Genomic DNA, 26,107 nt, shown 5'->3' with positions numbered 1-26,107 from the left:
TTTTACGCTTCTTTCTTTTCGTTTTTAAAAGTTAGCCAATCATCGATTTCATCATAATACGCATTGACTTCATTTGGTCTATCGATACCTTGTAACTCACTGTTTACATCATAACCAATGGCATTTAATGCATAAGATAAGCAAGCATAGCTTGGACGATAATCTGTAAAGTCATCCTTTGGTAGATTAATCGTTGTTGGTTTAACTGGTGTTAAGCTATCTTTCTCATATATACATTCAAGACGAGTAATATACCAAACGCCTTGTTGATTTTGTTCGAGACAATATACCAATTTAGCATCTGATTGTAATTCCATTTCAACATTTTGAATTGGAAGGCGTGTTTGAATGGTCGCTTGCATAATCGCTACAGCACGCGTGTCATTAATCCAAATTTGAGGGAGTGGGACAGAATTCTTTTAAATTCGTCTTCCCACCCCCGCAAGGCTGACGAGAACTGAGAGAAGCTTGATTTAAGCGTCTTCTCAGTTCAGTCAGCTACTGCGAATTTGCAAAATAACAATATTACACTATTTATGTCCTAGAATCCTGGATGAAGCGACAAATTCATTACCATTTCCTTTGAACCAAGAAATATTGATATAAGAATCATCTGCGAAACATGTTTCCATACTCTCCCAAAGGGCATTATCACGACAGAAACGTTCAAATTGAATGAGCTCAAGAATATCTTCTTTAGCTAGTAACGTTTCATTTGTATATGGTTTATTTCTAGTGAAAAGCACTATAATGACACTCCTTTAATTCCAATTAAGCCCACATTTCAAGTAATACTTTAGCGAAACCTTCAGAGTCTTGAACGTATCCTAAGTGACCACCTGGAATGTCGATAATTTTGATGCCAGTTTCTTCAGAAATGAAGAAGTTGACTTCTTGCGGGAATGAACCTTTTGAAGCTAAACCATTTAATAAAGTAATAATGTCTTATGTTTATTGAAATCGTCTATTGAAATATCAGACTCTGTGTATTGACGAATTTCATATTTAAACCAGCCTAACATCTCGTCGAAACGTTTTTGGCTATTAGCATCACTTTCAGCTTCTGCTGGTTTTGACATGTATTCTTGGTCTAATTTACTTATTTGTAATGTTTCACCAAATAATTTCATAGCTTGAGGCATACCTTCATTTATTGCAATATCAATGATTTCGGCGTTTTTATCTTGCCAATATTTTGCATCTGGCAAGAATGTATTAATAGGTGGTTCATGGAATGCGATTTTTTTAACAACTTCAGGATGTTCTTTTAAAACATGCATTGCTACGATTGAACCGGAGCTTGAACCTAATACATATACTGGCTCATCACTTAATGATTTTGCCAATTCAGCGATATCTTGCGCATCACGTTTAACTCGGTAACGACTATCTGGATTGATTGCTTCCTCAGGTAGTGGTTCAGTTAATTCACTTTGTCCATATCCACGTCGATCTACAGCGACAACAGTGAATTTATCTTTTAATTGTTGTGCAAGTGGCATGAAGATATCTCCAGTTCCGTTTGCACCAGGGATGAAGATGATAACAGGACCATTACCCACTTTGTGATAACGTAATTTAGCGCCTTGTAATTCTAATGTTTCCATTTATAAAACCTCCGATAAAGTTTGATTATGCGATTGAATTTGTATGATTTATTATTTGATTGTAGTTATATGATTATTTATCTAAACCCAATAATTTAGCACCATTGGTATAACTAATTTTCTCTTGTTCTTCTTCTGTTAAACCTAAATCGCTTAAGAAAGTTCCAAGTTGGTCAGGTTCTACATATGGATAGTCAGCTGAATATAAGATTCTATCAACACCGACTTCTGCTTTAACTAGATCAAATTGTGGTTTTGTTAACATGCCACTTGGTGTAATGTAGAAATTATTTTTGAAATAGTGACTAATTGGATGTTGTAGGTGATCTGCAAATAAAATTGAATCCATACGTTCTAAGAAGAAGGGTACAAATTCGCCCCAATGTCCAAAAATAATATTTAAGTTTGGATGACGATCAAATACACCTGAAAGTACTAAATGAATTGCGTGAATACCTACATCTACATGCCAACCATAACCGAAACAAGCAAATGTAGCTGCTGTTACATCAGGATAGTTACCTTTATAGTAAGCTTGATATACATCACTTTGAATTGGAGATGGATGTAAATAGATTGGTGCGTTTAATTCTTCTGCAGCCGCAAATAATGGTTCGTATTCGTCCTGATCAAGGAAACCATTTTTAGGGTGACCCATAATTAAAGCACCTTTGAAATTTAAGTCATTGATACAACGTTTAAATTCTTCAACTGTTGCCTCTGGTTCATTAATTGGTAAAGTCGCAAATCCAACAAAGCGTTCTGGATTTTTTTCAACATATTCTGCTAATGTATCATTCGTTTTTTACATAAATCAATTGCACGCTGACCTTCTAAGTTTGAAGGTGCACCATTACCGTATGATAGTACTTGCATTTCGACATCGTGTTTGTCCATAAAATCAATACGTTTATCATGATATGAGATTTCATCAGCATCTGTGAAACCTGATTTTTGTTCAAGACCTTCAAGCATTGTTTTCATGGGTACGCCTTTAGGATCAGATGACATATATTTCATTGTTTCTTTTTGAATCTCTTCTACAACATAATGTTCTTCAAAGTTAATACTTTTCATTAGAAAAGCCTCCTAAAATTTAAATAATTACCAAGGCATTGTGCCATTACCATCAATAAATGTACCTGTAGGACCATCTTTATCGATAGTGGCAAGTTTAACGATAGGGATAATGCCTTCTGATGCTGGTTTAGCGTTGTTACTAAAGTCACCAACTAAATCAGTGTTGGTTGAACCAGGATCCGCAGCATTGATTTGAATATGAGGTAGTCCCTTCGCATACTGCACTGTCAACATAGTTACCGCGGATTTAGATGAACAGTAAGCTAATGAGTTCACTTTTGATTCTTGTGTATCAGGGTTAGTTACCATTCCAAATGAACCTAAACCACTACTTACATTGACTACGACAGGTTGGTCGGATTGCTCTAAGAGTGGAATGAATGTGTGCATCATTCTAACGATGCCAAAGACATTAGTATTGTAAACATTTTGAACATCTTCTACTGTTAACTCTGCAGGTTTTTTAAAACCACCTGAAATACCAGCATTATTGATTAATACGTCTAGACGTCCTTCTTGCGCTTGAATGGTTTTAAATGCATTTTGGACGGAATCATCATCAGTGACATCTAATTGAACAAACTCGACATCTAAATCTTCAGCAGCTTTACGTCCACGCTCAGCATCTCTAGAGCCAATATAAATTTTATGTCCTTCAGCTTTGAGTGATTTAGCAGTTTCAAAGCCTAAGCCTTTGTTTCCGCCAGTTATTAACGTGATTCTTTCCATTATTGCGTCACCTCATTTGGCAAGTATAGTTTGATTAAGTTATTTCTAAAAGTTTCATTAGTGAGTTGTCGTTCGTTTTTTTGAAATTCAAATGTATTAGTTGTTAAAGATTTTAAAAGCATATCTGTTTTAAATATAGCCCATGCTTCATCTCCGTAATCATTAAACAAATCAAAGTAATATTGATTTAAATGTTTGAAGAAGTTGCTTGAACGGAATAATTTGGCATTGTCTTTACCTTCAATACAATTTAATAAATCACTATTGTCCGTTTTGAATTTTAAAAATATATCAAGAGAATGAGCCATGATGTCTGTTCTAGACGTATACTGTGATTTAATTTCTATCATTTGGTTCATAATATCATCAAAATCATGTTCTATAATGCGATAACATAAATCGCTTTTATCCTTAAAATGTCGGTAGAGCGTCCCCATACCGATATTTAATTCTTTAGATATTCGATTCATACTCACATTATTCACGCCTTTAGATTTAAATAACTCAAGCGCTTTATCTTCTATACGTTGTCGATTCTTTAATGCATCTTTACGCATCGTATCACCTCTTAAATTGATTTCGTTGACAAACGGATAAGTGTCCGTTTATTATAAATCTTGTTAATGATGATTACAAATATAAAGGCTTATTTAAATTATTTTTGAATATGTCGTTGAATAAACAACAAAGACAAGTGACGAGTGAAGAATTGAAAGTACATTTCCATGAATCAACATTAAGTTTTGAAAATATTGCTAATGAAATGAATATTTCAGTAGAAGAAGTGGAAGGGGTATTAAACATGGATGCCCCTAATGGGTTCTTTGGTAATAAATTACAAAAATTTATACACTTAGTATGGGATATTCGTGATTTAATTAATGACAACATTAGACAGAATGGTGACCAACCAAAAGATTATACGTATTTAAAAGGTGAAAAAGAAGATTATTGGTTTTTACAATAGGAGAGATAAATAATGGGTAAAAGTATATTAGTTATAGGTGCTACAGGTAAACAAGGCAATGCTGTAGTAAAACAATTATTGTTAGATGGTTGGAAAGTTCGTGCTTTTACACGTAATAAAAATAATGAAAAATTAGCTTCAATAGATAATGACAATTTAGAAATATTTGAGGGCGATTTAAGTAACCAAGAAAGTTTAACAAATGCTATGAAAGGGCAATATGGTGTTTATAGTGTTCAACCAATTATTGTAGATAATATTCAAGAAGAATTACGCCAAGGTAAGATGATTATTAAAACGGCAGAAGAACAAAATATTGACTATGTTGTTTATAGTACTGCAGGTGGCGTCAACCGTGATCGTACAGGTCCCCATTTCGAAGCCTTAGCTGATATTGAGAATGAACTTAAAGACAGTTCATTAAATTATACAATCATCAAACCATCGTTCTTTATGGATAATTTCTTAAGAATTACTAAAGTCGAAAACGGAGAAATTATGATTCCTGAATTTATTAATCAAGATGTTAAATTCGCAATGATTTCTTCAATAGATATCGCTAGAATTGCATCCAATGTATTTGCCAATGCAGAAAAATATAACCATCAAGCTATTGAAATCGCTTCTGATGAACTTACATTAAAAGAAGTTGTTAAAACATTTGCAACGGTAACTGGTAAACCTACAGAAATTAAAGGTTCGTTCTCAAGTGGTACAGCAGAACGTGGATGGCTTGAAGAAAAAGGTTATATAATTGATTTTAATCAAATGGATGAGATCAATCCCGGTCGTTTAACGCTTGAGCAATGGATTAGTGAAGTGAACTTTTAATTTTTTCAAAATGAGGGGGAAGATTATGATTCAGTCAATGTGGTTTAATTTACATGTCGAAGATTTAGAACGTAGTGAACAATTTTACAAAAATTTAGGATTTGAGATTAATAAAAATTCAGATATGCTAGACAAAATGGTTGGTATTAAAATCGGACAAACGATTGTGATTTTAATTGAAAATAATCATTTTGAAAAAGTGACGCATGAATCCGTTTCGAAACAACCTAATGAAGTCATTATATCTTTAGGTGTAAAAACGAATGATGAAGTAGATGAGTTAATGCGAAAAGTGGAATCATCAGGCGGTAAAGTGATTGATGAACCAGGAACTTATCAAGGATACTACGGTGCAACATTTGTAGACCCAGATGGACATAAAGATAATTTCTTAGTTTGTTAGCTAAAAATCAAAAGGGAGTGGGACAGAATTCTTTTTAAATTCGTCGTCCCACTCCCAACTTGCTTTGCTTGTAGAATTTCTTAGTGAAATTCTCTTTGTTGGGGCCCCGACCACAAGGATGATTAGTACTGAAAAAAGCTTGATTTAAGCGCATTTTCAGTTCAGTCAGCTACTGCGAATTTGCAAAATAGCATCATCATATTATTTATGTCCCAGGCTCCTTACTTTGTATACAATTAGTTTTCTTGAATATTGCCGTATTCTTCTCTTAAGTCATACACTTTATCAGGTGTAACGTCTTGACCAAGTGGGTCTAAAACTTTCATCGTTGAGAAAGTATGAAGTACTTGACCTCTTATCATACCTAAATATTCTTGTCTTAATTGATGTTGTTCTTGTTTTTCTTCAACGCTTAAACTTTCAACTTTTTCTTTATTTGCTAATTGGTTAATTCTATCTAATAGTTCTCTCATTATTTATTCCTCCTAAATTGTATGAGCTGGAAAATGCGGAACAATATACATTCCAACTTCTTCTATTATTTCTTCGATATCACGATCATCATTTGTAAATCTTAAGATAATATGATTTGTATTAATTGATTCATAAGCTTTTAATATTTGTAATAAATTCTTACGTCCAGTACGGAAACCACCTTTAATTGGTTTAACGGTTTCGTTTGGATTTTGGGATAAATCAATCATTAGAATATTCATAAATGGTTTGAAGCGGTCAGTACCACTGTGCCAAGCTTCAACTAATTTCTTTTGCTCTTGAAAAGGTTGAGCGTAAAATAACCAACCATCCATATTTTCTTGAAGCCAAGCCATTGATTGTTTTGAATATCCCGTACCAAACATTGGAATCGTATGATGTTTTGGCAATACTTGTAACCCTGAATCTTCATATAATTCGAAAATTGAATTTGAGATTTTGGGAGAATGTGATTGCCACAGTTCTCTTATTGAGTGAATGGTTGTTTGATAACGTTCTGTTAATTCATTTTCATCTACTTTAAATGCAGGGAATTCAAAAGAGCGATCACCGGTAGCCATACCGAGTAATAAACGTTGATTGGAAATGAGATCAAGTGAGGCAGCTGATTTAGCTAGATGAATGGGATGTCGTAAGGTTGCTACGGTACTACCAGTACCCAGTGCAATCTTTGAGGTAAAGGCACTCAGATAGGTTAAATAGACGAACGGATCATAATTCGTAGTAACGTTGCCTAAATGAGGGCTATACAATGGATTATCTCTCACAGACAAACTTGTAAATCCCAAAGACTCTGCCTTTTGAGCGAGTCTCACTTGCTCATCAAAATCAATATTGTTTTGTTTTTTATTATCAAACGGTATGGATAAACCTAGCGTCAATTTATTATTTTTAAACGTACGTTTAAATCCCTCGTGTTCATCAATATCTGACATGTCCTTACCTCCCAACTTCATTTAATATTTATACAACATTTATTATCTAACTAACATGTGTTGTATAAATGTAATATACGCCCCATTTAAATAATATGCAACATACATGCTTATGAAATTTGTTGCTTAGACAACAATGCTCAGTATTTGTTGATTAGATTAGCTTTTTCCATAAAAAAACCTCTAAGGCAATGCCTCAGAAGTTGAATTATAAGTGTGTTATATGATGAATTAAGAAAGGTAAATTTTTATCTATAAAAGCTTCTGCTGTAAGCGAACTGGTATCGAGCCAATGTCTAGCGAGACCACATAATCCTGAAGCTAGAAAACTAGCACTATTAACGAGTACATCAATATCCTGTTCAGGATAGCTATTACGAAGCATAATGGTAAAAATATCTTCTAATTCATTATTAATACGTTGATGGGCTTGGTTACAAAACGTTTCACTATTCATCTTGCATGAATCTTGTACTTCAACCATATAATTGGCAATAGATATAAATAGATTAGTAATGACGGCTTCATTAATCATATCAGAAATAGCTAACGTGTCATTTAAATCTTTCAAAATTGTTTCGGATAAAGTGTAATCGAGAATATCATATTTATCTGTAAAATGTGCGTAGAAAGTAGCACGGTTGACCGTGGCACGTTCAGTAATATCTTTAACAGTGATTTGTGACATCTTTTTCTCTCGGGAAACCTCTTGAAACGCTTCTACCAGCAGTTTCTTTGTTCTGATAATACGAGGATCCACTTTAGTCGTAGTCAATATAGGCACCTCCCTTGTTGACCTATAGCTTACATTAAATTATCTGTCGAAAAGAGAAGGTTGTCAAAGTTCACGCTTACAATGATATGTAACTATCAACCTAAACTGTAGAGTAGTCAAACTTCAATTTCCTAATAAAATTTTTAATTTCATTATGGTTAAAATTAATTATGAGACGAGTTTCTACTATTATAACAGTCAATTTTGTTCATTATCTAGTCAATTAGTCTGAATGTAAGCAAAGTATACACTTTCTTGTCGTGATGTTTGATAACATACAAAATAATAATGAATTAAAAAGGAGAGCGATGTTTGAAACAATTTATCAAAATAGTTATGACTATACTGATATGTGTAGGTATCGGTGTATCCGTAACATATTTAATTCGTGAAATTGATATGCAACCATCTCAAATGTCTTTAAATGATGATAATCAATATGGTGATTGGAATAGAGATGGACGTTTGACGCATGGTTATGGCACATATAATCATGGTTTAGAGTTTGAAGGTAATGACAAACATTATGGGAATGATTATGACTTACCTGAAGATACTGAAGTGTTAGCAGCGACAGATGGTGTTGTCACAAGGTTATTTGAAGATGATTTAGGTGGTAAAGTGATACAAATCTCTGAAGATAATGGCCAATATCATCAATGGTATATGCATTTAAATGATTTCAAGGTAACTCAAGGTCAACAAGTTAAAGCTGGTGATGTGATTGCTTTATCTGGTAATACAGGTGAACAGACAACTGGCTCGCATTTACATTTTCAAAGAATGAAGGGTGGCATAGGCAATGATTATGCCGAAGATCCTCAATCATTTATTGATCAACTACCAAAAAAAGAAAAGAGTTTATTTAATATCTGATATGAAAAACAAAATAGATAGTATTAAAAATCTGAAGCCTGAGTCATGTTTCAGATTTTTTAATATCAAAAAATTCATACCTATTAATCAAGAAGTAAATTTTGGAATCCAATCATTATCGTTAAATGTTACTTTTTAAAGAAAAAATAAAAATAATATTCTGAAAATTTAGAATTTATGATATAGTAAAATCTATCATTACTTATTCAAATGATTGACGTGAGTAGTTGTTTACATGTGACATCAATCCTCAGTAAGTAGGCTGATCAACATATTAAGTGTGCAGATTAAACAATAGGAGGTTTTTTATATGACATCAACACTTAGAGAAATAGGCGTTAAAGATTTTACATTTAGAGTGCTATCGGGCGTAGCTATCGGTATCGTTGTTGGTTTAGTACCCAATGCCATTTTGGGAGAAATCTTTAAAGCATTCATGCATCACCATCCATTCTTTGGAACTTTGTTACATGTCGTACAAGCAATGCAATTTACAGTACCCGCATTAATCGGAGCGCTCATTGCTTTGAAATTTGATATGACACCATTAGCGATTGCAGTTGTTGCTTGTGCATCTTATGTAGGAAGCGGGGCAGCACAATTTAAGAACGGTGCCTGGGTAATTGCAGGCATTGGTGACTTGATTAATACGATGATTACTGCAACGATTGCTGTACTATTTATTTTATTAATTGAAAAACGTGTCGGTAGCATGGCACTGATTGTGTATCCAACTATCGTAGGTGGTTTGTCCGCTACAATTGGTGTACTTATATTGCCATACGTACATATGATTACAACTGGCATTGGTAATATGGTTAATAGCTTCACAGAACTACAACCTGTATTGATGTGTATGCTTATTTCTATGGTCTTTAGTTTTATTATTATTTCACCATTATCAACAGTTGCGATAGCCATTGCTATAGGGATTACAGGTCTTGCAGCAGGTTCAGCATCTATTGGTATTTCAGCTACTGAAGCAGTATTACTTATTGGGACAAGCAAAGTGAACCGAGTTGCAGTACCAATTTCTATATTCTTCGGCGGTGTGAAAATGATGATGCCTAACATGGTGAAATATCCAATTATAATGTTACCAATTCTTATAACTGCTGGTATTTCAGGAATTGCAGGTAGCTTGATTGGTATTGCAGGGACAAAAGAGTCTGCAGGATTTGGTTTCATTGGGATGATTGGACCAATTAGTGCTTTTAAATTCTTACATGTAGATTCTGCAATATTAAGTATCTTACTCATTATTTTGGGATTCTTTGTTGTACCATTAGTAACTGCATTTATTTTAGATATTATTTTCCGAAAAGTATTACGTCTTTATACAAACGACATATATAAATTTATGGGTTAACCATTTGTTAAATAAGAATTGATAAAGTGTTGATTATCGCATTTTATCAATTCTTTTTTGAAAATGAGAATACATATAGAGATTAAGATAAAATATGAAATAAATAGTGTTACAATAAAAATGAAATAATACGTTACATAAAGGGTGAATGGTTAATGGCTAATAAAATCGAAAAATTAGCACTAAAGACAGCTGAACTTACAAGACAGACACACGAATTAGCTATTCCAGTTATGATTTTATTTGAAGGTGTCCCTGCTTCTGGAAAAACACGACTTTCAAATGAATTATTACTCAATTTTGATGCCAAATATACACATTTTATTGCGACACAATCACCACAAAAGGATGATTTGCGTTATCAGTTTTTACAAAAATATTGGAATACATTACCTAAAAAAGGTGATATCAATGTCTATTTTAGAAGCTGGTACTCTCATTATTTAGATTATCGAGAAAACGAAATTAAACACGATAGATATAAAAATTATGATGTTTTAACAGAACAAATTGCATCTTTTGAAGATATGTTAATCGAAGATGATTATGAAATCATCAAATTCTTTATTGAAATCAATGAAGATAAAAGACAAGAACATATTAAACAAACAAAAGAAAATCCACTGATGCGTTGGAAAGTTCAAGAGTATGGAAGTGTACTATCAACAGAAACGTATTTAGAAGATATGCATCAATTTATTAAACAGGATAAACAATGGAAGATTATTGACTATACAGAACGCCAAATGGCGATTGAAAAGATGTATGAACACATAATTGAACGTTTAGAACAAGCCATAGCAAAACATCATGCGAAGGATAAAGCCTATGATGGTGAATTCTCAGAGCACTTTGCTACTGAACTGTTTGATAAAGATGTAGAAAAAGTTTCTAAAGAAGAATATAAAACATTAATTACTGAACTGCAGAAACGTATGCGCGAAATACAATTTGCTTTATATGATAGAAAAATTCCGTTAATTCTTGTATTTGAAGGAATGGATGCAGCAGGAAAAGGCGGTAATATTAAGCGTATTAGAGAAAAGCTTGATCCTACTGGTTATGAAGTTAATGGCATCAGCGCACCTACAGATGTTGAACTGAAACATCATTATTTATGGCGCTTTGCAAAGGATATGCCAAGAAGCGGTCATATCGAATTATTTGATAGAAGTTGGTATGGACGTGTATTAGTTGAGCGAATTGAAGGATTTGCAACAACGAATGAATGGCAACGTGCCTATGATGAGATCAACGCATTTGAAAAGATGTGGACCGATGAAGGTGCAATTATCCTAAAATTCTTCCTGACATTAGATAAAGACGAACAGCTTAAACGTTTTAAAGATCGCCAAAATAATGTAGATAAACAATGGAAAATCACTGATGAAGATTGGCGTAATCGTGACAAGTGGGATTTATACGTTGAAGCCAGCCACGACATGGTTAAAAAAACAAATACAACACATGCACCATGGCTAGTCGTACCAGCAGATCATAAGAAAACATCAAGAATAGAAATAATGAAGTATATTATTCGTAAATGTGAAAAAGTGTTATGGGGCGTCAAGGATTATTAATTTATAAGATTATAATGTAATAAGTTGATTAATAAACCAAGAAACGGTTGAATATAGAATCGTTTCTTGGTTTTTCTATGTTATATAAATAAATTGAATATATTCTAAGTTGTTAGAAATATTACGGTATTGTAACAAAACGGCAGTTTGTAATATTACAGAATATGTAAAATTGTTGTAAATTTCTTAAAAGAGTATTGTAAAACCTTATTTCATGATGAAATTTTAAACGATTTGTTCAAAATATAATATTACAGAATGAAATATAAATATTTCAATGTTACAAAACAAGTCGTTCAATGTAATTTTTTGTAAGATAAGCGCAATACTATTGGCGTTTTTTTATGATATAGTACTTATTGTCAAAAGTTAAACACAGAGCAAAACACAATAACTTAAGAATTTAACAAAACGAAAATATAAACTAAATTTTTTTGGAGGAATTTTTTATTATGAAAAAAACAGTAATCGCGTCGTCATTAGCAGTAGCTTTAGGAGTAACAGGTTATGCATTAACTACAGATAACAGTGCACATGCATCTGAATCAACTACAAACTATGCACAATTAGCTAACTTAGCTCAAAACAACCCATCTGAATTAAATGCTCACCCAGTACAAGCTGGTGCATACAACATCACATTCGTTAAAGATGGTTTCAAATACAACTTCACTTCAGACGGTCAATCTTGGTCTTGGGATTACACTTACGTTGGTGGTGCTGACACAGTAGCAACTACACAAGCTGCTCCAGCTGCTCAATCAACTGACTACTCAGCTTCATACAGCAACGAAGCTTCAACTCAATCAGTAAGCTCAAACCAACAATCAAGCAACACTAACGTTGAAGCAGTATCTGCACCAAAAACAACTTCATACTCAGCTTCAACTTCATCATCATCTTCATCAGCTTCAACTGGTGGATCAGTTAAAGCTCAATTCTTAGCTAATGGTGGTACTGAAGCTGCTTGGAACGCAATCGTAATGCCTGAATCAGGTGGTAATCCTAACGCAGTTAACCGAGCTGGTTACAGAGGTTTAGGTCAAACTATGGAATCATGGGGTACTGGTTCAGTAGCTTCACAAACTAAAGGTATGATTAACTACGCTAATAGCCGTTACGGTTCATTAGATGCAGCAATTGCATTCCGTGCTAGCCACGGTTGGTGGTAGGATTTACTAAGGTAACTGGATAGTACATCGAGTTATCGAGAAAAGAGGTCGACTTTAAGGTCGGCCTCTTTTTTTGTGTTTTAATAGACACTGTAGCATAATGTTTACCGACCGCGATTATAGGGAAGATACTAAGACAATATACAAATCGAAAGTGTTGAATATCAATGACATTAAGAAAAGTATTAAAACTAGGTTTAATACATAGTGTGTTCTGGACAACCGTACAATTATCACTATCTAATATCATGTTACGATGCCCGTCCTCTTTATTTGTGAGGTATGCATCAGTTTTTAAAATATGGTCGTGGGAAAAGAGAGGCGCTTTATGGAATAAACTATTTCGTATTAATAAATGGAAACATTACATTCCAGAAGCAGCTCAATTCAATTATCGTATCTATAATAAAAGGCGACTGGCTTCATTTAAATTAGAAGATATACATTTTATGATTTTAGAAATGCGCCGTGCAGAACTTGTTCATTGGTTATCAATGATCCCTGTAGTTGTTTTTATCAAAGCGCCTAAATATATACTATTCATTAATTTTTGTTATGTGATTTCGGCAAATTTACCGATCATACTCACGCAACGATACAATCGTCCTAGGTTAGAACATTACTATCAACTAAGAATGAAAAGAGGTGAACGTACATGTCGCAAAAGAAAATCATCATTATAGGTGGAGGACTAGGTGGGATATCAGCTGCTATTCGTCTTGCTCAAAGTGACTTTGATGTTTCGCTTTATGAGAAGAATAACCACATTGGTGGGAAAGTAAATCGTTTAGAAACAGAGGGATTCGGTTTTGATTTAGGTCCATCTATTTTAACGATGCCATACATATTTGAAAACTTATTTGACTATAGTGATAAGCAAATGAAAGACTATGTTACTATTGAACGATTACCTTTACAATGGCGTAGTTTCTTCACTAATGGTGAAGTTATAGATTTATATGAAGACTTGTCTCAAATGTTAAATGCCAATACCTATCTTACCAATGGCGATATTCAGCAACTTCATCAATTTTTAAATTATGCAGAAAAAATCCATCGCTTCACGGAAAAAGGCTACTTTGCACTAGGGCTTGATACAGTTTCTGAAATTATTAAATACCAGGGACCATTGCGTTCACTTAAAGGTGTGGATTACTTCTCAACAATGCAACAAGCTATTAATCGTTATATTGAGAAACAAGAATTAAGAGATATGCTTGGCTACTTTATAAAATATGTTGGGTCTTCTTCTTATGATGCACCAGCAGTACTTTCGCTTTTAATTCACATGCAATATGAACAAGGATTGTGGTACGTTAAAGGTGGTATTCATAAACTTGCACGTGCATTGGAACAATTAGCAATTGAAGAGGGCGTAACCATTCATACCGGTACGGATATACGTAGTATTGATACGTATTTTAATCATGTTACAGGCGTTAGATTAGATGATGGTTCACATGTGAGTGCAGATTACATTGTTTCTAATAGAGAAGTGATACCTACGTATCGTGACTTACTGCACTTTTCAAATAAAAAAATAGCGCAATTAGAGACAGTTTATGAACCTGCAGCATCTGGCTATGTGATGCATTTAGGAGTAGACAAAGCATATTCTCAATTGGCACATCATAATTTCCTCTTCTCAAGTGATTCTAAGCGTAATTATCGAGAAGTGTTTCATGACAAAGTATTGCCACAAGACCCAACGATTTATCTTGTTAATTCAAATAAATCGGATCCATCTCAAGCGCCAGAAGGACATGAAAATTTAAAAGTATTACCACATATTCCGTACATTCAAGACGAACCGTTTACAGAGGAACAATATCGTGACTTCCGAGAGCGTGTATTGGATAAATTAGAGCAAATGGGGCTTACAGATTTGCGTCAACATATTATATATGAAGATATTTGGACGCCACATGATATTGAACAAACGTATGGTTCAAATAAAGGTGCCGTTTATGGTGTAGTCGCAGATAAGAAGAAAAATAAAGGATTCAAGTTTCCTAAACAAAGTCAATACTTTGATAACTTATTCTTTGTAGGAGGATCTGTTAATCCTGGTGGCGGTATGCCAATGGTAACATTAAGCGGACAACAAGTAGCGGATAAAATTAATGCACTTGAAAGTAAAGTTACTAATGCTTCAAGAGATTAGAGGTTATGCAACTATGACTAAATTGGAGTCACTTCTTCATGCAAGTACAGGTCTATCATTAGTCAGTGGTTATTTAATGTATAGTCGTCGTCATTTACTCTCGTTTAATAAGAAACATAAGGGCGAAACAACTCAATCAATAAGTGTGATTATACCAGCGCGCAACGAGGAAATGAGATTACCCAAATTGTTAAAAAGTTTGTCTCGGCAATCAATACGAGTTGAATGTATCGTCATGGACGATGATTCAAATGATGGAACAGCTGAGATAGCACGAGAGATGGGCGCGAAAGTGTATAATGTGACGTATGACGACAATGACAATACCTGGGTTGGTAAGTCATATGCATGTTATCTAGGTGCTTCTCATACAGCGTCAGATATTCTTATCTTTATGGATGCAGATGTAGAATTGAATAATAAATATGCCCTAGAGGCAATTATTCAGTCATATGCACGACAACAGTATCGTGGCTTAATGAGTATTCAACCGTATCATGTTGTTCATCAACCTTATGAACACTTATCGGCTATGTTTAATCTTATGACAGTTGTAGGTACAAATAGTTTTTCAACTTTATCTAAATCTAAAGGAGAGTCATTAGCATTTGGACCTGTTACAGTCATGAACAAATCCGATTATATCCTGACACAAGGACATAAAAATGCTGCATCTCATATTATTGAAGGATTTTCTTTGGGAAAAGCCTTTCATCGTTGCCATTTGCCAGTGACGCAATTTGAAGGTCAGGGATTTGTTAGCTTTAGAATGTATGAAGCGGGATTTAAAACAATGATAGAGGGATGGACGAAACACTTAGCGGTAGGTGCTTCGTCAACACAATCTCATATCATGATGTTAATTATCTTATGGATGGTGGGAAGTATCACCTCATTTAGCGGATTAACACTTAGTTTATTTATGAAAACTTTGTCATTTAAGCGAATGGCGTTATCATATAGTTTATATACATTACAATTTATTCGATTACATCGTCGAGTAGGACGTTTTTCAATTTTATTTTTAGCTATTAACCCAATATTGTTTTTAGTGTTTGTTTTAATTTATATAAATTCATATCGTCACATTCATTACACGAAACAGGTAAAATGGAAAGGACGACAATTTAGTATTAAATAATATTTAGCAGGGGGTTCTCCATGAGCACATTAGAAGAAAATTATCAATATTGTCATCAAATTATGAAAGATTACTCTAAGAGTTTCTCATATGCGTTTGATATGTTACCAGAACAACAACGACGAGCAATCTGGGCGATTTATGCAGTTTGTAGAATTGTTGATGATAGTATCGATGTACACCAAGACGTGGAATATCTACATAAGATTAACCGAGATGTTAAAGCTATTGAACATCAAACAACAACGACATTTGAAAGTGATGACCGCATTATGATGGCATTTGCTGATGCAGCTACACATTTTCAAATGAATTTCCAAGCCCTCTATGACTTAATTGATACGGTTGAAGCAGACCAGCATTTCGAAATGTTTGAAACAGATCGTGGTCTACTAGATTATTGTTATGGTGTTGCGGGAACTGTAGGCGTATTACTGATCCCAATACTAGCAACGCCACCGTCAGATGAAGCATATGAGTATGGAAAGCAATTAGGTGAGGCGCTTCAATTAACGAACATACTACGTGATGTTGGTGAAGATTATCGCAACGGGCGTATTTACTTTAGTAAAGCACGTTTAAATGAATTTAATGTTTCAATTGCTGATGAAATAGAACGTGATCAACCCTCTGACAATTACATTAAAATTTGGGAATTCTACGCTACATTAGCCGATAATAACTATGACATGGTTTTAAATCATCTTGATGTATACAATGAAGAATCTCGAATGATTATTGAGTTAGCAGCCCAAGTATATCGAGGTATATTAACCGAAGTACGTAAAGCAGATTACTCATTGAAAGACCGTGCGTACGTTTCTAAATGGAAAAAACATAAAATCTACCGCAATTTAAAGAAAAAATATAAAGATTAGGTGAGATATATGAATATAGCAGTAGTAGGCGCTGGCGTTACCGGCTTAGCAGCTGCAGCACGATTAGCCGCTAAAGGTCATCAAGTTACAATATTTGAGAAGAATGAACAAGTTGGTGGCCGTATGAGCCAATTTAAGAAAGATGGTTTTACTTTTGATATGGGACCAACCATAGTGATGGTACCGGATGTTTATAAAGCTGTATTTGAAGAAAGTGGCAAACGTTTTGAAGATTACGTAGATATGAAGCCACTAACACATATTTTTGATATTTATTTTTCTGATAAAGATAAAGTGAGTGTATCAACTGATTTAGCACAACTTAGTCAAACGTTAGAAGCGATAGAACCAGGTTCTACTCAAGGTTTTATGCAATTTTTAACGGATGTGTATAAACGATATGAAGTGGCGCGCAAATACTTCCTTGAACGAACATTCCGTAAACCAAGTGAATTTTATAACCCATTGACGCTATATCGTGGATTAAAATTAAAGACATTTAATAATGCGAATCAATTAATAGATAATTATGTATCCAATGAAAAAATACGTAAGTTACTCGCATTTCAAACGTTATACATAGGTATTGATCCTAAACAAGGGCCTTCAATTTATTCTATTATTCCAATGATTGAAATGGTACATGGCGTTCATTATATAAAAGGCGGTATGTATGGCTTAGCACAAGGTTTATTACAACTTGGTCAAGACCATGGTGTTAAAGTGGAACTTAATGCAGATGTACAAGAAATCATTATTGATCCTAAATTTAAACGTGCAGATGGTCTACGTGTTAATGGTGATATTCGACGTTTTGACAAAGTGCTATGTACTGCTGACTTTCCATATGTGGCACAAAACTTAATGCCTGCGCACTCACCTTTAAAGAACTATTCTCCTGAAAAGGTAGATAACATGGACTATTCATGTTCAGCATTTTTAATTTATGCAGGTATTAATCGTCAATTACGTGATAAATTACATGTACATAATGTTGTATTTGCTAAAGATTTTAGAGGCAATATTGATGACATTTTTAGTGGTAAGATGCCTGATGACCCATCATTATATCTTTACCTCCCATCTGTAGAAGACGAAGCATTAGCGCCTAAAGATCAGACAGGGATGTATGTCTTAATGCCAGTCCCTGAGTTGAAGACAGGTGAAATTGACTGGAACGATCCTAGTATGGTTGAACAAGCGAAAGAATTCATTTATAACAAATTAGAAACGATTGAGGCACTTAAAGATATACGTCAAGATATTGTATCTGAAACAGTATTTACACCGCTTGATTTTGAGAGTCGTTATAATGCCAAATTCGGCTCAGCATTTGGACTTATGCCAACACTTACACAAAGTAATTATTATAGACCCCCAAATGTATCAAGAGATTATAAAGACTTATACTTCGCAGGGGCAAGTACGCACCCTGGTGCAGGTGTGCCAATTGTGTTGACTAGTGCTAAAATTACTGCCGAAGCAATGTTAGAAGATATAGAACACGGAAAATAAAGTAAAACTTGCTATAAATCTGAAAATTATAAATATTGACAATACTTATTGAACTGATACAATAAATATTAATTCAATAGACTTATCCAGAGAAGTGAAGGGATTTGGCCCAATGAAACTTCAGCAACAGACTTAAAAGACAAAAGTACTGTGCTAATTCCAAAGAGGTATGCCTCAAAGATAAGTGTCATAGTCATAACTAAGCTATATGTCACTATCAATTGAGAGTGATATATAGCTTTTTTAATTTTAAAAGGGGGTAAATAATGACAATTTCTAATAAACTAGCCAATATTCCTGATAGTTACTTTGGTAAGACAATGGGACGTAAGGTTGAGCATGGACCACTACCGTTAATTAATATGGCAGTTGGTATCCCGGATGGCGAAACGCCTAAAGGCATCGTTGATCACTTTGCTGATGCTGTTCGAATTCCTGAAAATCAAAAATATGGTGCATTTCATGGTAAGGAATCCTTTAAGGAAGCAATTGTTAATTTCTATCAAAGACAATATGGTGTTGAGCTACATAAAGATGATGAAGTGTGCATACTTTATGGTACTAAAAATGGTTTAGTGGCTTTACCTACATGTATTGTTAATCCTGGAGAAAGCGTGCTACTTCCAGACCCAGGTTATACGGATTATCTCGCTGGTGTCATGCTTGCTGATGCCAATCCAGTACCACTTAATTTGGAGCCTCCACATTATTTGCCAGATTGGAGCAAAGTAGATGCACAAACATTAGCACGTACGTCACTCGTTTATTTGACTTACCCAAATAATCCTACTGGATCAACGGCTACTAAATCAGTGTTTGACGAAGCGATTCAAAGATTTAAAGGTACACATACAAAGGTCGTTCATGATTTCGCTTATAGTGCTTTTGGATTTGATGCAAAGAACCCAAGTATACTTGCTTCTAAAGATGCAAAGGAAGTAGCAATTGAAATCTTTTCATTATCCAAAGGCTATAATATGTCAGGATTTAGAGTAGGTTTCGCAGTAGGTAACAAAGACATGATACAAGCGCTTAAGAAATATCAAACACATACTAATGCTGGTATGTTTGGTGCCCTTCAAGATGCAGCAACATACGCACTTAATCACTATGATGACTTTCTAGATCAACAAAATGAAACATTCAAACGTCGTCGTGACATGTTTGAAAAGCAATTAAAAGATGCCAATTTACCATTTGTACATTCTAAAGGTGGCATTTACTCATGGCTTCAAACACCACCAGGGTATGATAGTGAATCATTTGAACAGTATTTGTTGAAAGAACAATCGATCTTAGTGGCGCCTGGCATTCCATTTGGTGAAAATGGTCGTCATTACGTCCGTATTTCCCTAGCATTAGATGATCAATTATTAACTGAAGCGGCTAAACGATTAGCTTCTTTATCCTATTTATATAACGAGTAATAAGAAGTCACAAATAGAAAGGATGAAATTTTATGACTAAAATTAAAATAATGAGTGTACGAGACGAAGATATTCCTTACATTGAAGAGTGGGCGGAACAAAATAATGTCGAAGTAGAGTTAAATAAAGAAATATTAACAGAAGATAATGTCGAAGGTGTTCAAGGATTTGATGGCTTATCTTTATCTCAACAACATCCAATATCGGAAGATGTATTTGCCAAATTGCAACAATTTGGTATTAAACATATTGCACAACGTAGTGCTGGATTTGATACTTACGACTTAAATTTAGCTACACAATATGGCATTATCATATCCAATGTACCGTCATATTCACCGAGTTCAATTGCAGAGTTTGCAGTAACACAAGCGATTAATATTGTAAGAAATCAGAACGATATTCAACGTAAACTTCGAGAATATGATTTTAGATGGGAACCTTCAATATTGTCACGTTCAATTAGTGATTTGACCGTAGCTGTTATAGGAACAGGACGTATTGGTTCGATAGCGGCAAGCATTTTTGCAAAAGGGTATGGAAGCCATGTTGTTGCATATGATCCATTTCCTAATGAAAAGGTTGCGCAATATGTTGAGTATAAGGATACGTTGGAAGAAGCCTTACGTGATGCAGATATTGTTACAGTTCATATTCCAGCAACGAAATATAATCCACATCTCTTCAATAAAGATTTATTTTCAAAATTTAAAAAAGGTGCCGTATTTGTAAACGCAGCTAGGGGATCGATTGTTGATACGAGAGCATTACTTGATGCAATTGATAGTGGTCAAATTAAAGGTGCTGCATTAGATACATATGAGCATGAAAGAGGATTATTCCCTGGAGATTACCGTGATAAAGTGATTAATGATGATTTATTAGATGAATTAATTGCTAGAGAAGATATTTGGTTAACACCACATATTGCGTTTTATACTGATGCGGCAGTTAAGAATTTGATTGTTGATGCACTTGATGCAGTCATTGATGTTATTAATACAGGTACTACTAAATTAAGAGTGAATTAAAAAATGGAGTTGGGTGTGGGACAGAATTATTTGTGAATTCATTGTCCCAGACTCAACTCCTTTAATTAGCTTTAGCGAATGCTCACTTCTTAAAATTCGCTTATATTTTAAATCACTTTTATCCGGGTTAGATTGACTGCCTAACAAAAGCAGGTTTCTTATCCAGATCTTATTTTACATCGTAGCCTTGATCTTCAATAGCTTCTTTCATTTGTTCAACTGATACTCTGTTTTCGTCGTAATCTACGCGAACTTGATTCTTATCTAAGTCTACTTCTGCTGAAGTCACACCATTTAATTTAGCTAATGCAGATTCCACAGCGTTTCTGCAATGGTCACAGCTCATACCTTCAACGTTAATTACTTTATTAATCATACCTGTCACCTCCGTTGTTCTTACTCATATATACCCATATTTTACTCCTTTTTAATAAACAAAGAAATAAAATAGAAATGCATCATAATTATAATTTCATTCGTTTTAGTCTTAGGGCATTACTTACAACACTAACTGAACTTAAGGCCATCGCAGCACCAGCTATCCAAGGTGCAAGTAATCCCATTGCCGCAATAGGGATGCCTGCAATGTTGTATCCAAATGCCCAGAATAAGTTCTGTTTAATATTGCGAATTGTTTTCCGGCTTGCATGAATGGCCTTAGGAACTAATTGGATATCTCCTCCAAGAATGGTGATATCTGCAGCTTCTATTGCTACTTCTGTACCCGTTCCCATTGCAATGCCGATATCTGCTTTGACAAGTGCAGGAGCATCGTTAATTCCATCGCCTACCATAGCAACTCTATGCTTCTGTTCTTGTAATTGCGTTATATGTTGTGCTTTATCTTCAGGTAGGACGCCAGCAATGACTTGATCAATACCGACTTCTTTAGCAATAGCTTTTGCAGTTCGTTCATTATCACCAGTTAGCATAACCGTTCTAATATTCATAGATGATAATTGTTGGATAGCTTCTTTAGCAGATGTTTTAACAGTGTCAGCTACAGCAACCATGCCCTTTAGTTCGTCGCCATAGGCAATTAGCATAACAGTATGTCCATCAGTTTCCATATGTTCCATTTTCTGCTTAATGCTTTGTATATTGATTTGGTGTTCTGTCATTAACTTTTGATTGCCTACAAGTAACTTAGTATTATTTATAACAGCCTGTATTCCGTGACCTGGTAATGTTTGATAATTTGTGACATTTACTAAGTTAACTTTGTGTTGTTTGGCGTAGTTAACAATTGCAGTAGCAAGCGGGTGTTCAGAGTTATTTTCAGCTGAAGCAACTAAAGCTAAGATATCCTTGTCACCTTCGAAATAAGTTACCTCTGGTTTGCCGTGTGTAAGTGTTCCTGTCTTGTCAAACACAACTGTATCAACTAGATGTGTACGTTCAACATATTCGCCGCCTTTAAACAAAATACCATTTTCAGCGGCGCGACCAGTTCCAACCATTATTGAAGTGGGTGTAGCTAAACCAAGTGCACATGGACAAGCAATCACTAGAACTGATATCGCAGCAACAAGTGCATCTTCAAATTGACCAGGATGTACAAGTGTAATCCAAATTAAGAATGTCAGTAAAGCAATGGCAATAACAATTGGAACGAAATAGCCTGATATAATATCAGCTAAACGTTGGATAGGTGCTTTAGAACCTTGGGCCTCCTCAACCACTTTAATAATATTGGATAGGGCAGTATCTTTGCCAACTTTAGTTGCCTTAATTGTAATAACACCATTCGTATTCATAGTTGAGCCTATCACTGCATCATCAACATATTTATCAACTGGCATTGATTCACCTGTTAGCATTGATTCATCAATAGCAGTTTCACCCTTAATAATTTGACCATCGACAGGTATCTTTTCACCGGGTTTAATTAACAGAATATCATCTACATTAACTTGGTTGAGCGGTACCATTTTCTCGATACCATTATCATCAATTAGGCGTGCCTCTTTTGCTTGTAAGTTAAGTAATTCACTTAACGCATTCGTCGTTTGTGATTTAGCACGTGCTTCTAAATATTTTCCAAAAAGAATTAATGTGATAAGTACAGCACTTGTCTCAAAGTAAAGGTGAGGCATGTTTGTGGCTCCTGTTAACCATTTAATCATCTCATAAATACTGTAAAAGTATGCTGCACTAGTGCCTAATGCAACGAGCACATCCATATTAGCGCCACCGTTACGTAAATTTTTATAAGCACCAACATAGAACTGCCAACCAATTATAAATTGGATAGGTGTCGCAAGGATAAATTGGAACCAAGGATTCATTAATATGTCGGGTAAATGCATATTAAAGAGATGGACGAGCATTGTCATTAATAGAGGTAATGACAGAATAGCAGAGATCATTAATTTATTTCGCTTATGCTTAAGTTCTTGTTGTTTTCGTGTTGCTTGATCTTCTTCAGATTGTTTAGGCTGTGCGTCGTAACCTAAGTTTCTAATTCGTCCAATTAAGGTATCTAAATCCGTTTGTCCAGGATAATACGCTATCATAGCTTGTTCAGTCGTTAAATTAACTGTCGCATCTTTAACACCTGGCGTTTTATTTAATACTTTCTCTATACGATTTGAACATGCTGCGCAGGTCATACCAGTAATGTCTAACTCAGCTTTGTCAATGGCTACATCATACCCAAGCTTTTGAACCGTCGTAACAAAGTCATTTATTGCATAGTCATTAGTATCATATTCAATCGTTGCTTTTTCCGTTGTCAAATTAACTTGTGCTTTTACGTTATCCATTTTATTTAATCGTTTTTCAATACGATTTGAGCAAGCTGCACAAGTCATACCAGTAATGTTCAATGTGGCATTTTGTCTATTGATCATTAAGACACCTCCATTACAATTCATACATAATATACCCCCTTAGGGTATTCAAGTCAATGTTTCTGTCTTACTTTTTCGCATAAAAAAAGTAGGACAGAATTCTTTGTGAATTCATTGTCCTACTACTTCGAATTTGCAAAATAGCATCATTATATTATTTATGTCCTAGACTACTAACTACTATTGTATTGTAATAATTATATAGTTTACTTAGAAAAAATCAGATGGCTTAAAATTTTCTAAATTTAAGTCTTTATAATTATTAAAATCAAAGTTGGATATATTTTGAACAAGTTCACCGTTTTTCGCTTGATTATAATAATAATTTGCTTCGTTCATTACATCATGATCTTGGAATGTCTTTACAACGCCAAGAATGATAAGCAATGCAATAATACCTTTCAATAAACCTCTCATAGAATGTCGCACTCCTTTTTCTGTAATATCTCGTTAGTGGCTTTAATTGGTTTCTTTAATAGAAGTTTAATTTAATTATATAGGCTTTCTAATAAAATTGCATGAGACTAGGGGACTGACTTTTTATCGTTCCAAAGTTGTAATAATTTGACCGGTTCTATGCACATTGATCTATTGTTTCAAAAAAGTCTTTATTGGGAACGGTTAAGTAAATGGATAAGGAGTGAAAATGAATGAATCTATTAGAATTCCATAAACAAATTAAAGGTTATACTCAAAATCGTCAACCAGGAACAGAAAAAGACATGGATCCTAGACCCATTTCAGAACTAGATGAATATAAAGCAGCTGGTAAATTGCAAGGTAAAGTTGCATTAATTACTGGTGGTGACTCAGGGATTGGTCGCTCTGTTGCAATCTTGTTTGCTAAAGAAGGCGCTAATGTAGCTATTGGTTATTATGATGAGCATGAAGATGCAGAGGAAACTGTTAATCGTCTTAAAGAGATTGGCGTAAAGGCTAAAGCATATGCTCATGATTTAAAAGATGCACAGCAATCTAAAGAATTAGTGCAACAAGTTGTTCAAGACTTTGGTAATTTAAATATTCTAGTTAATAATGGTGCGGTTCAATATCCTCAAGATAGTTTCATGGACATTACGCCTGAACAATTTAAAGATACATTCGAAACAAATATATTTGGCATGTTCTTCTTATCACAAGCTGCCGTTCCATATTTAAGTGATAACGATACAATTATTAATACAACAAGTGTGACGGCGTATCGTGGTTCTGGACATTTAATTGATTATGCTTCAACTAAAGGTGCGATTGTTTCATTTACACGTTCACTAGCAACTACGCTAATGGAGAAAAATATTCGAGTTAATGGCGTGGCTCCTGGTCCAATTTATACGCCATTAATTCCTGCTACGTTTGATGAGGACAAAGTAGAGAACCAAGGTGGCAACACACCAATGGGTCGACGTGGACAACCGGCTGAACTAGCGCCAGCCTATGTGTTCCTTGCGACAAATGCAGATAGTTCTTACATCACTGGTCAAATTATACATGTTAATGGTGGAGACTATATTACAACTTAAAAGTAAGCTTTCTTATATTGAGCCATAAAGGTGTTGAGTGCCTTTATGGCTTATTTTATGTTGGAAAAGAGAGTGTTTCCGTGCGAAAACTACTTAATTTGTTTAAACTGTAATATAAATATTAAATGAAGGTGGGTAAGTACAATGACAGAAAAAGAAAAGATGTTAGCACACCAGTGGTATGATGCTAATTTTGATAAAGATTTGGAAGATGAACGAGTACGTGCAAACGATTTATGTTTTGACTTTAACCAAACGCGTCCGAGTGATGACACTAAAAGACAGGCTATATTAACTGAATTATTTGGTTATACATTAGAGAATGTCGCAATTAATAGTCCGTTCGATACAGATTATGGTTGGAATGTTAAATTAGGCAAAAATGTGTTTGTTAATAGTAATTGCTATTTTATGGATGGAGGAGGCATCACAATCGGTAATGATGTATTTATAGGGCCATCTTGTGGATTCTATACTGCGCATCATCCATTAACATCTAAAGAACGTAATGCAGGATTAGAGTTAGCACAGCCGATTACTATTGGAAATAATATTTGGTTTGGTGGAAATGTCGTTGTCACACCTGGTGTAACGATTGGAGATGGTTCAGTTATAGCTGCAGGAAGTGTCGTAACTAAAGATGTACCACCAAATAGTTTAGTTGCCGGTGTACCAGCTAAAGTAATAAGAGAGATAAATGAAAATGATGCGCCTAAATAGTCATTTCATAGATCAGGTATAAATAACCTTTGAGTCGTCC

The 26,107-nt window shown here is 34.5% G+C and carries 25 protein-coding genes, 3 pseudogenes and 1 riboswitch; of the genes and pseudogenes, 16 read left to right on the top strand and 12 right to left on the bottom strand.

Annotation, left to right across the window (positions count from 1 at the left end; translation table 11 throughout):
* Positions 1-2 precede the first annotated feature (2 nt).
* The 6 genes and pseudogenes from SBL15_RS06425 to SBL15_RS06400 all read right to left on the bottom strand — a co-directional run bounded on the left by SBL15_RS06425 (position 3) and on the right by SBL15_RS06400 (position 3,973).
* Complete coding sequence (locus SBL15_RS06425; RefSeq protein WP_223197237.1) at positions 3-362, bottom strand: hypothetical protein; 360 nt, start codon at positions 360-362, stop codon at positions 3-5.
* Between the two features lie 180 nt (positions 363-542).
* Positions 543-746 (bottom strand): annotated as a pseudogene (locus tag SBL15_RS06420) (bile acid 7-alpha dehydratase); the annotation flags it as partial.
* A 25-nt stretch (positions 747-771) separates the two neighbouring features.
* Positions 772-1,607 (bottom strand): annotated as a pseudogene (locus tag SBL15_RS06415) (alpha/beta fold hydrolase).
* Between the two features lie 73 nt (positions 1,608-1,680).
* Positions 1,681-2,684: pseudogene (locus SBL15_RS06410) on the bottom strand (amidohydrolase family protein).
* A 27-nt stretch (positions 2,685-2,711) separates the two neighbouring features.
* Positions 2,712-3,416 carry an SDR family NAD(P)-dependent oxidoreductase gene (locus tag SBL15_RS06405; RefSeq protein WP_107612435.1) on the bottom strand — a complete coding sequence of 235 codons (705 nt, stop codon included), beginning with the start codon at positions 3,414-3,416 and terminating at the stop codon, positions 2,712-2,714.
* The gene (locus SBL15_RS06400; RefSeq protein ID WP_107612437.1) at positions 3,416-3,973 is read right to left on the bottom strand and encodes a TetR/AcrR family transcriptional regulator; all 558 of its coding nucleotides are present in this window, start codon (positions 3,971-3,973) and stop codon (positions 3,416-3,418) included. The genes SBL15_RS06405 and SBL15_RS06400 overlap by 1 nt, the downstream gene beginning before the upstream one ends.
* 110 nt (positions 3,974-4,083) lie before the next feature.
* On the opposite strand from SBL15_RS06400, the gene SBL15_RS06395 reads away from it, so the two are divergent.
* Genes SBL15_RS06395 through SBL15_RS06385 form a run of 3 tightly spaced genes read left to right on the top strand, consistent with a single transcriptional unit; the run spans position 4,084 to position 5,617 of the window.
* Positions 4,084-4,383, top strand: coding sequence for a DUF2316 family protein (locus SBL15_RS06395; RefSeq protein ID WP_317955485.1), 300 nt, complete (start codon positions 4,084-4,086; stop codon positions 4,381-4,383).
* Between the two features lie 12 nt (positions 4,384-4,395).
* On the top strand, positions 4,396-5,214 hold the full coding sequence (locus SBL15_RS06390; RefSeq protein ID WP_107612441.1) for an NmrA/HSCARG family protein: 819 nt from the start codon (positions 4,396-4,398) through the stop codon (positions 5,212-5,214).
* Positions 5,215-5,239: 25 nt separating this feature from the next.
* On the top strand, positions 5,240-5,617 hold the full coding sequence (locus SBL15_RS06385) for a VOC family protein (RefSeq protein WP_107637914.1): 378 nt from the start codon (positions 5,240-5,242) through the stop codon (positions 5,615-5,617).
* Positions 5,618-5,853: 236 nt separating this feature from the next.
* Here SBL15_RS06385 and SBL15_RS06380 read toward each other — a convergent pair whose 3' ends face one another.
* The 3 genes from SBL15_RS06380 to SBL15_RS06370 form a co-directional block, all read right to left on the bottom strand.
* Complete coding sequence (locus tag SBL15_RS06380) at positions 5,854-6,090, bottom strand: DUF896 domain-containing protein (RefSeq protein WP_011274805.1); 237 nt, start codon at positions 6,088-6,090, stop codon at positions 5,854-5,856.
* Positions 6,091-6,102: 12 nt separating this feature from the next.
* The gene (locus SBL15_RS06375) at positions 6,103-7,047 is read right to left on the bottom strand and encodes an LLM class oxidoreductase (RefSeq protein ID WP_107612445.1); all 945 of its coding nucleotides are present in this window, start codon (positions 7,045-7,047) and stop codon (positions 6,103-6,105) included.
* Positions 7,048-7,255: 208 nt separating this feature from the next.
* Entirely contained in the window at positions 7,256-7,822 is a 567-nt protein-coding gene (locus tag SBL15_RS06370; protein WP_016931230.1) for a TetR/AcrR family transcriptional regulator, read from the bottom strand.
* Between the two features lie 336 nt (positions 7,823-8,158).
* On the opposite strand from SBL15_RS06370, the gene SBL15_RS06365 reads away from it, so the two are divergent.
* The 11 genes from SBL15_RS06365 (at position 8,159) to SBL15_RS06315 (ending at position 20,975) form a co-directional block, all read left to right on the top strand.
* Complete coding sequence (locus SBL15_RS06365; protein ID WP_390894804.1) at positions 8,159-8,698, top strand: M23 family metallopeptidase; 540 nt, start codon at positions 8,159-8,161, stop codon at positions 8,696-8,698.
* A 310-nt stretch (positions 8,699-9,008) separates the two neighbouring features.
* The gene (locus tag SBL15_RS06360; RefSeq protein WP_016931231.1) at positions 9,009-10,067 is read left to right on the top strand and encodes a PTS transporter subunit IIC; all 1,059 of its coding nucleotides are present in this window, start codon (positions 9,009-9,011) and stop codon (positions 10,065-10,067) included.
* Positions 10,068-10,222: 155 nt separating this feature from the next.
* The gene (locus SBL15_RS06355; RefSeq protein WP_107637508.1) at positions 10,223-11,647 is read left to right on the top strand and encodes a phosphate--AMP phosphotransferase; all 1,425 of its coding nucleotides are present in this window, start codon (positions 10,223-10,225) and stop codon (positions 11,645-11,647) included.
* A gap of 452 nt (positions 11,648-12,099) precedes the next feature.
* Positions 12,100-12,819: a transglycosylase SLT domain-containing protein gene (locus SBL15_RS06350; protein WP_317955481.1), complete on the top strand. Its 720-nt coding sequence runs from the start codon at positions 12,100-12,102 to the stop codon at positions 12,817-12,819.
* 167 nt (positions 12,820-12,986) lie between these two features.
* Positions 12,987-13,502, top strand: coding sequence for a hypothetical protein (locus SBL15_RS06345; RefSeq protein ID WP_053016384.1), 516 nt, complete (start codon positions 12,987-12,989; stop codon positions 13,500-13,502).
* A complete protein-coding gene (locus tag SBL15_RS06340) occupies positions 13,475-14,983 on the top strand; it encodes a phytoene desaturase family protein (protein WP_107611605.1) in 1,509 nt (502 codons plus the stop codon). Before SBL15_RS06345 ends, SBL15_RS06340 begins: the two co-directional genes overlap by 28 nt.
* Positions 14,984-14,996: 13 nt before the next feature.
* Positions 14,997-16,124 carry a glycosyltransferase gene (locus SBL15_RS06335; protein ID WP_107611642.1) on the top strand — a complete coding sequence of 376 codons (1,128 nt, stop codon included), beginning with the start codon at positions 14,997-14,999 and terminating at the stop codon, positions 16,122-16,124.
* A gap of 20 nt (positions 16,125-16,144) precedes the next feature.
* The gene (locus SBL15_RS06330; RefSeq protein WP_053018480.1) at positions 16,145-17,002 is read left to right on the top strand and encodes a phytoene/squalene synthase family protein; all 858 of its coding nucleotides are present in this window, start codon (positions 16,145-16,147) and stop codon (positions 17,000-17,002) included.
* A 9-nt stretch (positions 17,003-17,011) separates the two neighbouring features.
* A complete protein-coding gene (locus SBL15_RS06325) occupies positions 17,012-18,517 on the top strand; it encodes a phytoene desaturase family protein (protein ID WP_107637510.1) in 1,506 nt (501 codons plus the stop codon).
* A gap of 79 nt (positions 18,518-18,596) precedes the next feature.
* Positions 18,597-18,704: riboswitch (SAM riboswitch) on the top strand.
* Positions 18,705-18,783: 79 nt separating this feature from the next.
* Positions 18,784-19,944, top strand: coding sequence for an aminotransferase class I/II-fold pyridoxal phosphate-dependent enzyme (locus tag SBL15_RS06320; protein ID WP_317955478.1), 1,161 nt, complete (start codon positions 18,784-18,786; stop codon positions 19,942-19,944).
* A 32-nt stretch (positions 19,945-19,976) separates the two neighbouring features.
* Entirely contained in the window at positions 19,977-20,975 is a 999-nt protein-coding gene (locus SBL15_RS06315) for a D-lactate dehydrogenase (RefSeq protein ID WP_107611608.1), read from the top strand.
* Positions 20,976-21,144: 169 nt separating this feature from the next.
* On the opposite strand, the gene copZ is transcribed toward SBL15_RS06315, so the two are convergent.
* The 3 genes from copZ to SBL15_RS06300 form a co-directional block, all read right to left on the bottom strand.
* Complete coding sequence (gene copZ, locus SBL15_RS06310) at positions 21,145-21,351, bottom strand: copper chaperone CopZ (RefSeq protein ID WP_029376679.1); 207 nt, start codon at positions 21,349-21,351, stop codon at positions 21,145-21,147.
* 88 nt (positions 21,352-21,439) lie between these two features.
* Complete coding sequence (locus SBL15_RS06305) at positions 21,440-23,827, bottom strand: heavy metal translocating P-type ATPase (protein WP_107637521.1); 2,388 nt, start codon at positions 23,825-23,827, stop codon at positions 21,440-21,442.
* 210 nt (positions 23,828-24,037) lie between these two features.
* Positions 24,038-24,244, bottom strand: a complete 207-nt coding sequence (locus SBL15_RS06300; RefSeq protein ID WP_011274822.1) for a hypothetical protein — start codon at positions 24,242-24,244, stop codon at positions 24,038-24,040.
* A gap of 233 nt (positions 24,245-24,477) precedes the next feature.
* Between SBL15_RS06300 and SBL15_RS06295 the strand changes: the two genes are divergently transcribed.
* Complete coding sequence (locus SBL15_RS06295) at positions 24,478-25,347, top strand: SDR family oxidoreductase (protein ID WP_053016392.1); 870 nt, start codon at positions 24,478-24,480, stop codon at positions 25,345-25,347.
* Positions 25,348-25,491: 144 nt separating this feature from the next.
* Positions 25,492-26,067: a sugar O-acetyltransferase gene (locus SBL15_RS06290; RefSeq protein ID WP_107611609.1), complete on the top strand. Its 576-nt coding sequence runs from the start codon at positions 25,492-25,494 to the stop codon at positions 26,065-26,067.
* Positions 26,068-26,107: the final 40 nt, after the last annotated feature.

Source organism: Staphylococcus sp. NWU MKU2, assembly GCF_033283605.1.
Lineage (GTDB): Bacteria > Bacillota > Bacilli > Staphylococcales > Staphylococcaceae > Staphylococcus > Staphylococcus haemolyticus.
This window is presented reverse-complemented; position numbering and strand designations above follow the sequence as displayed.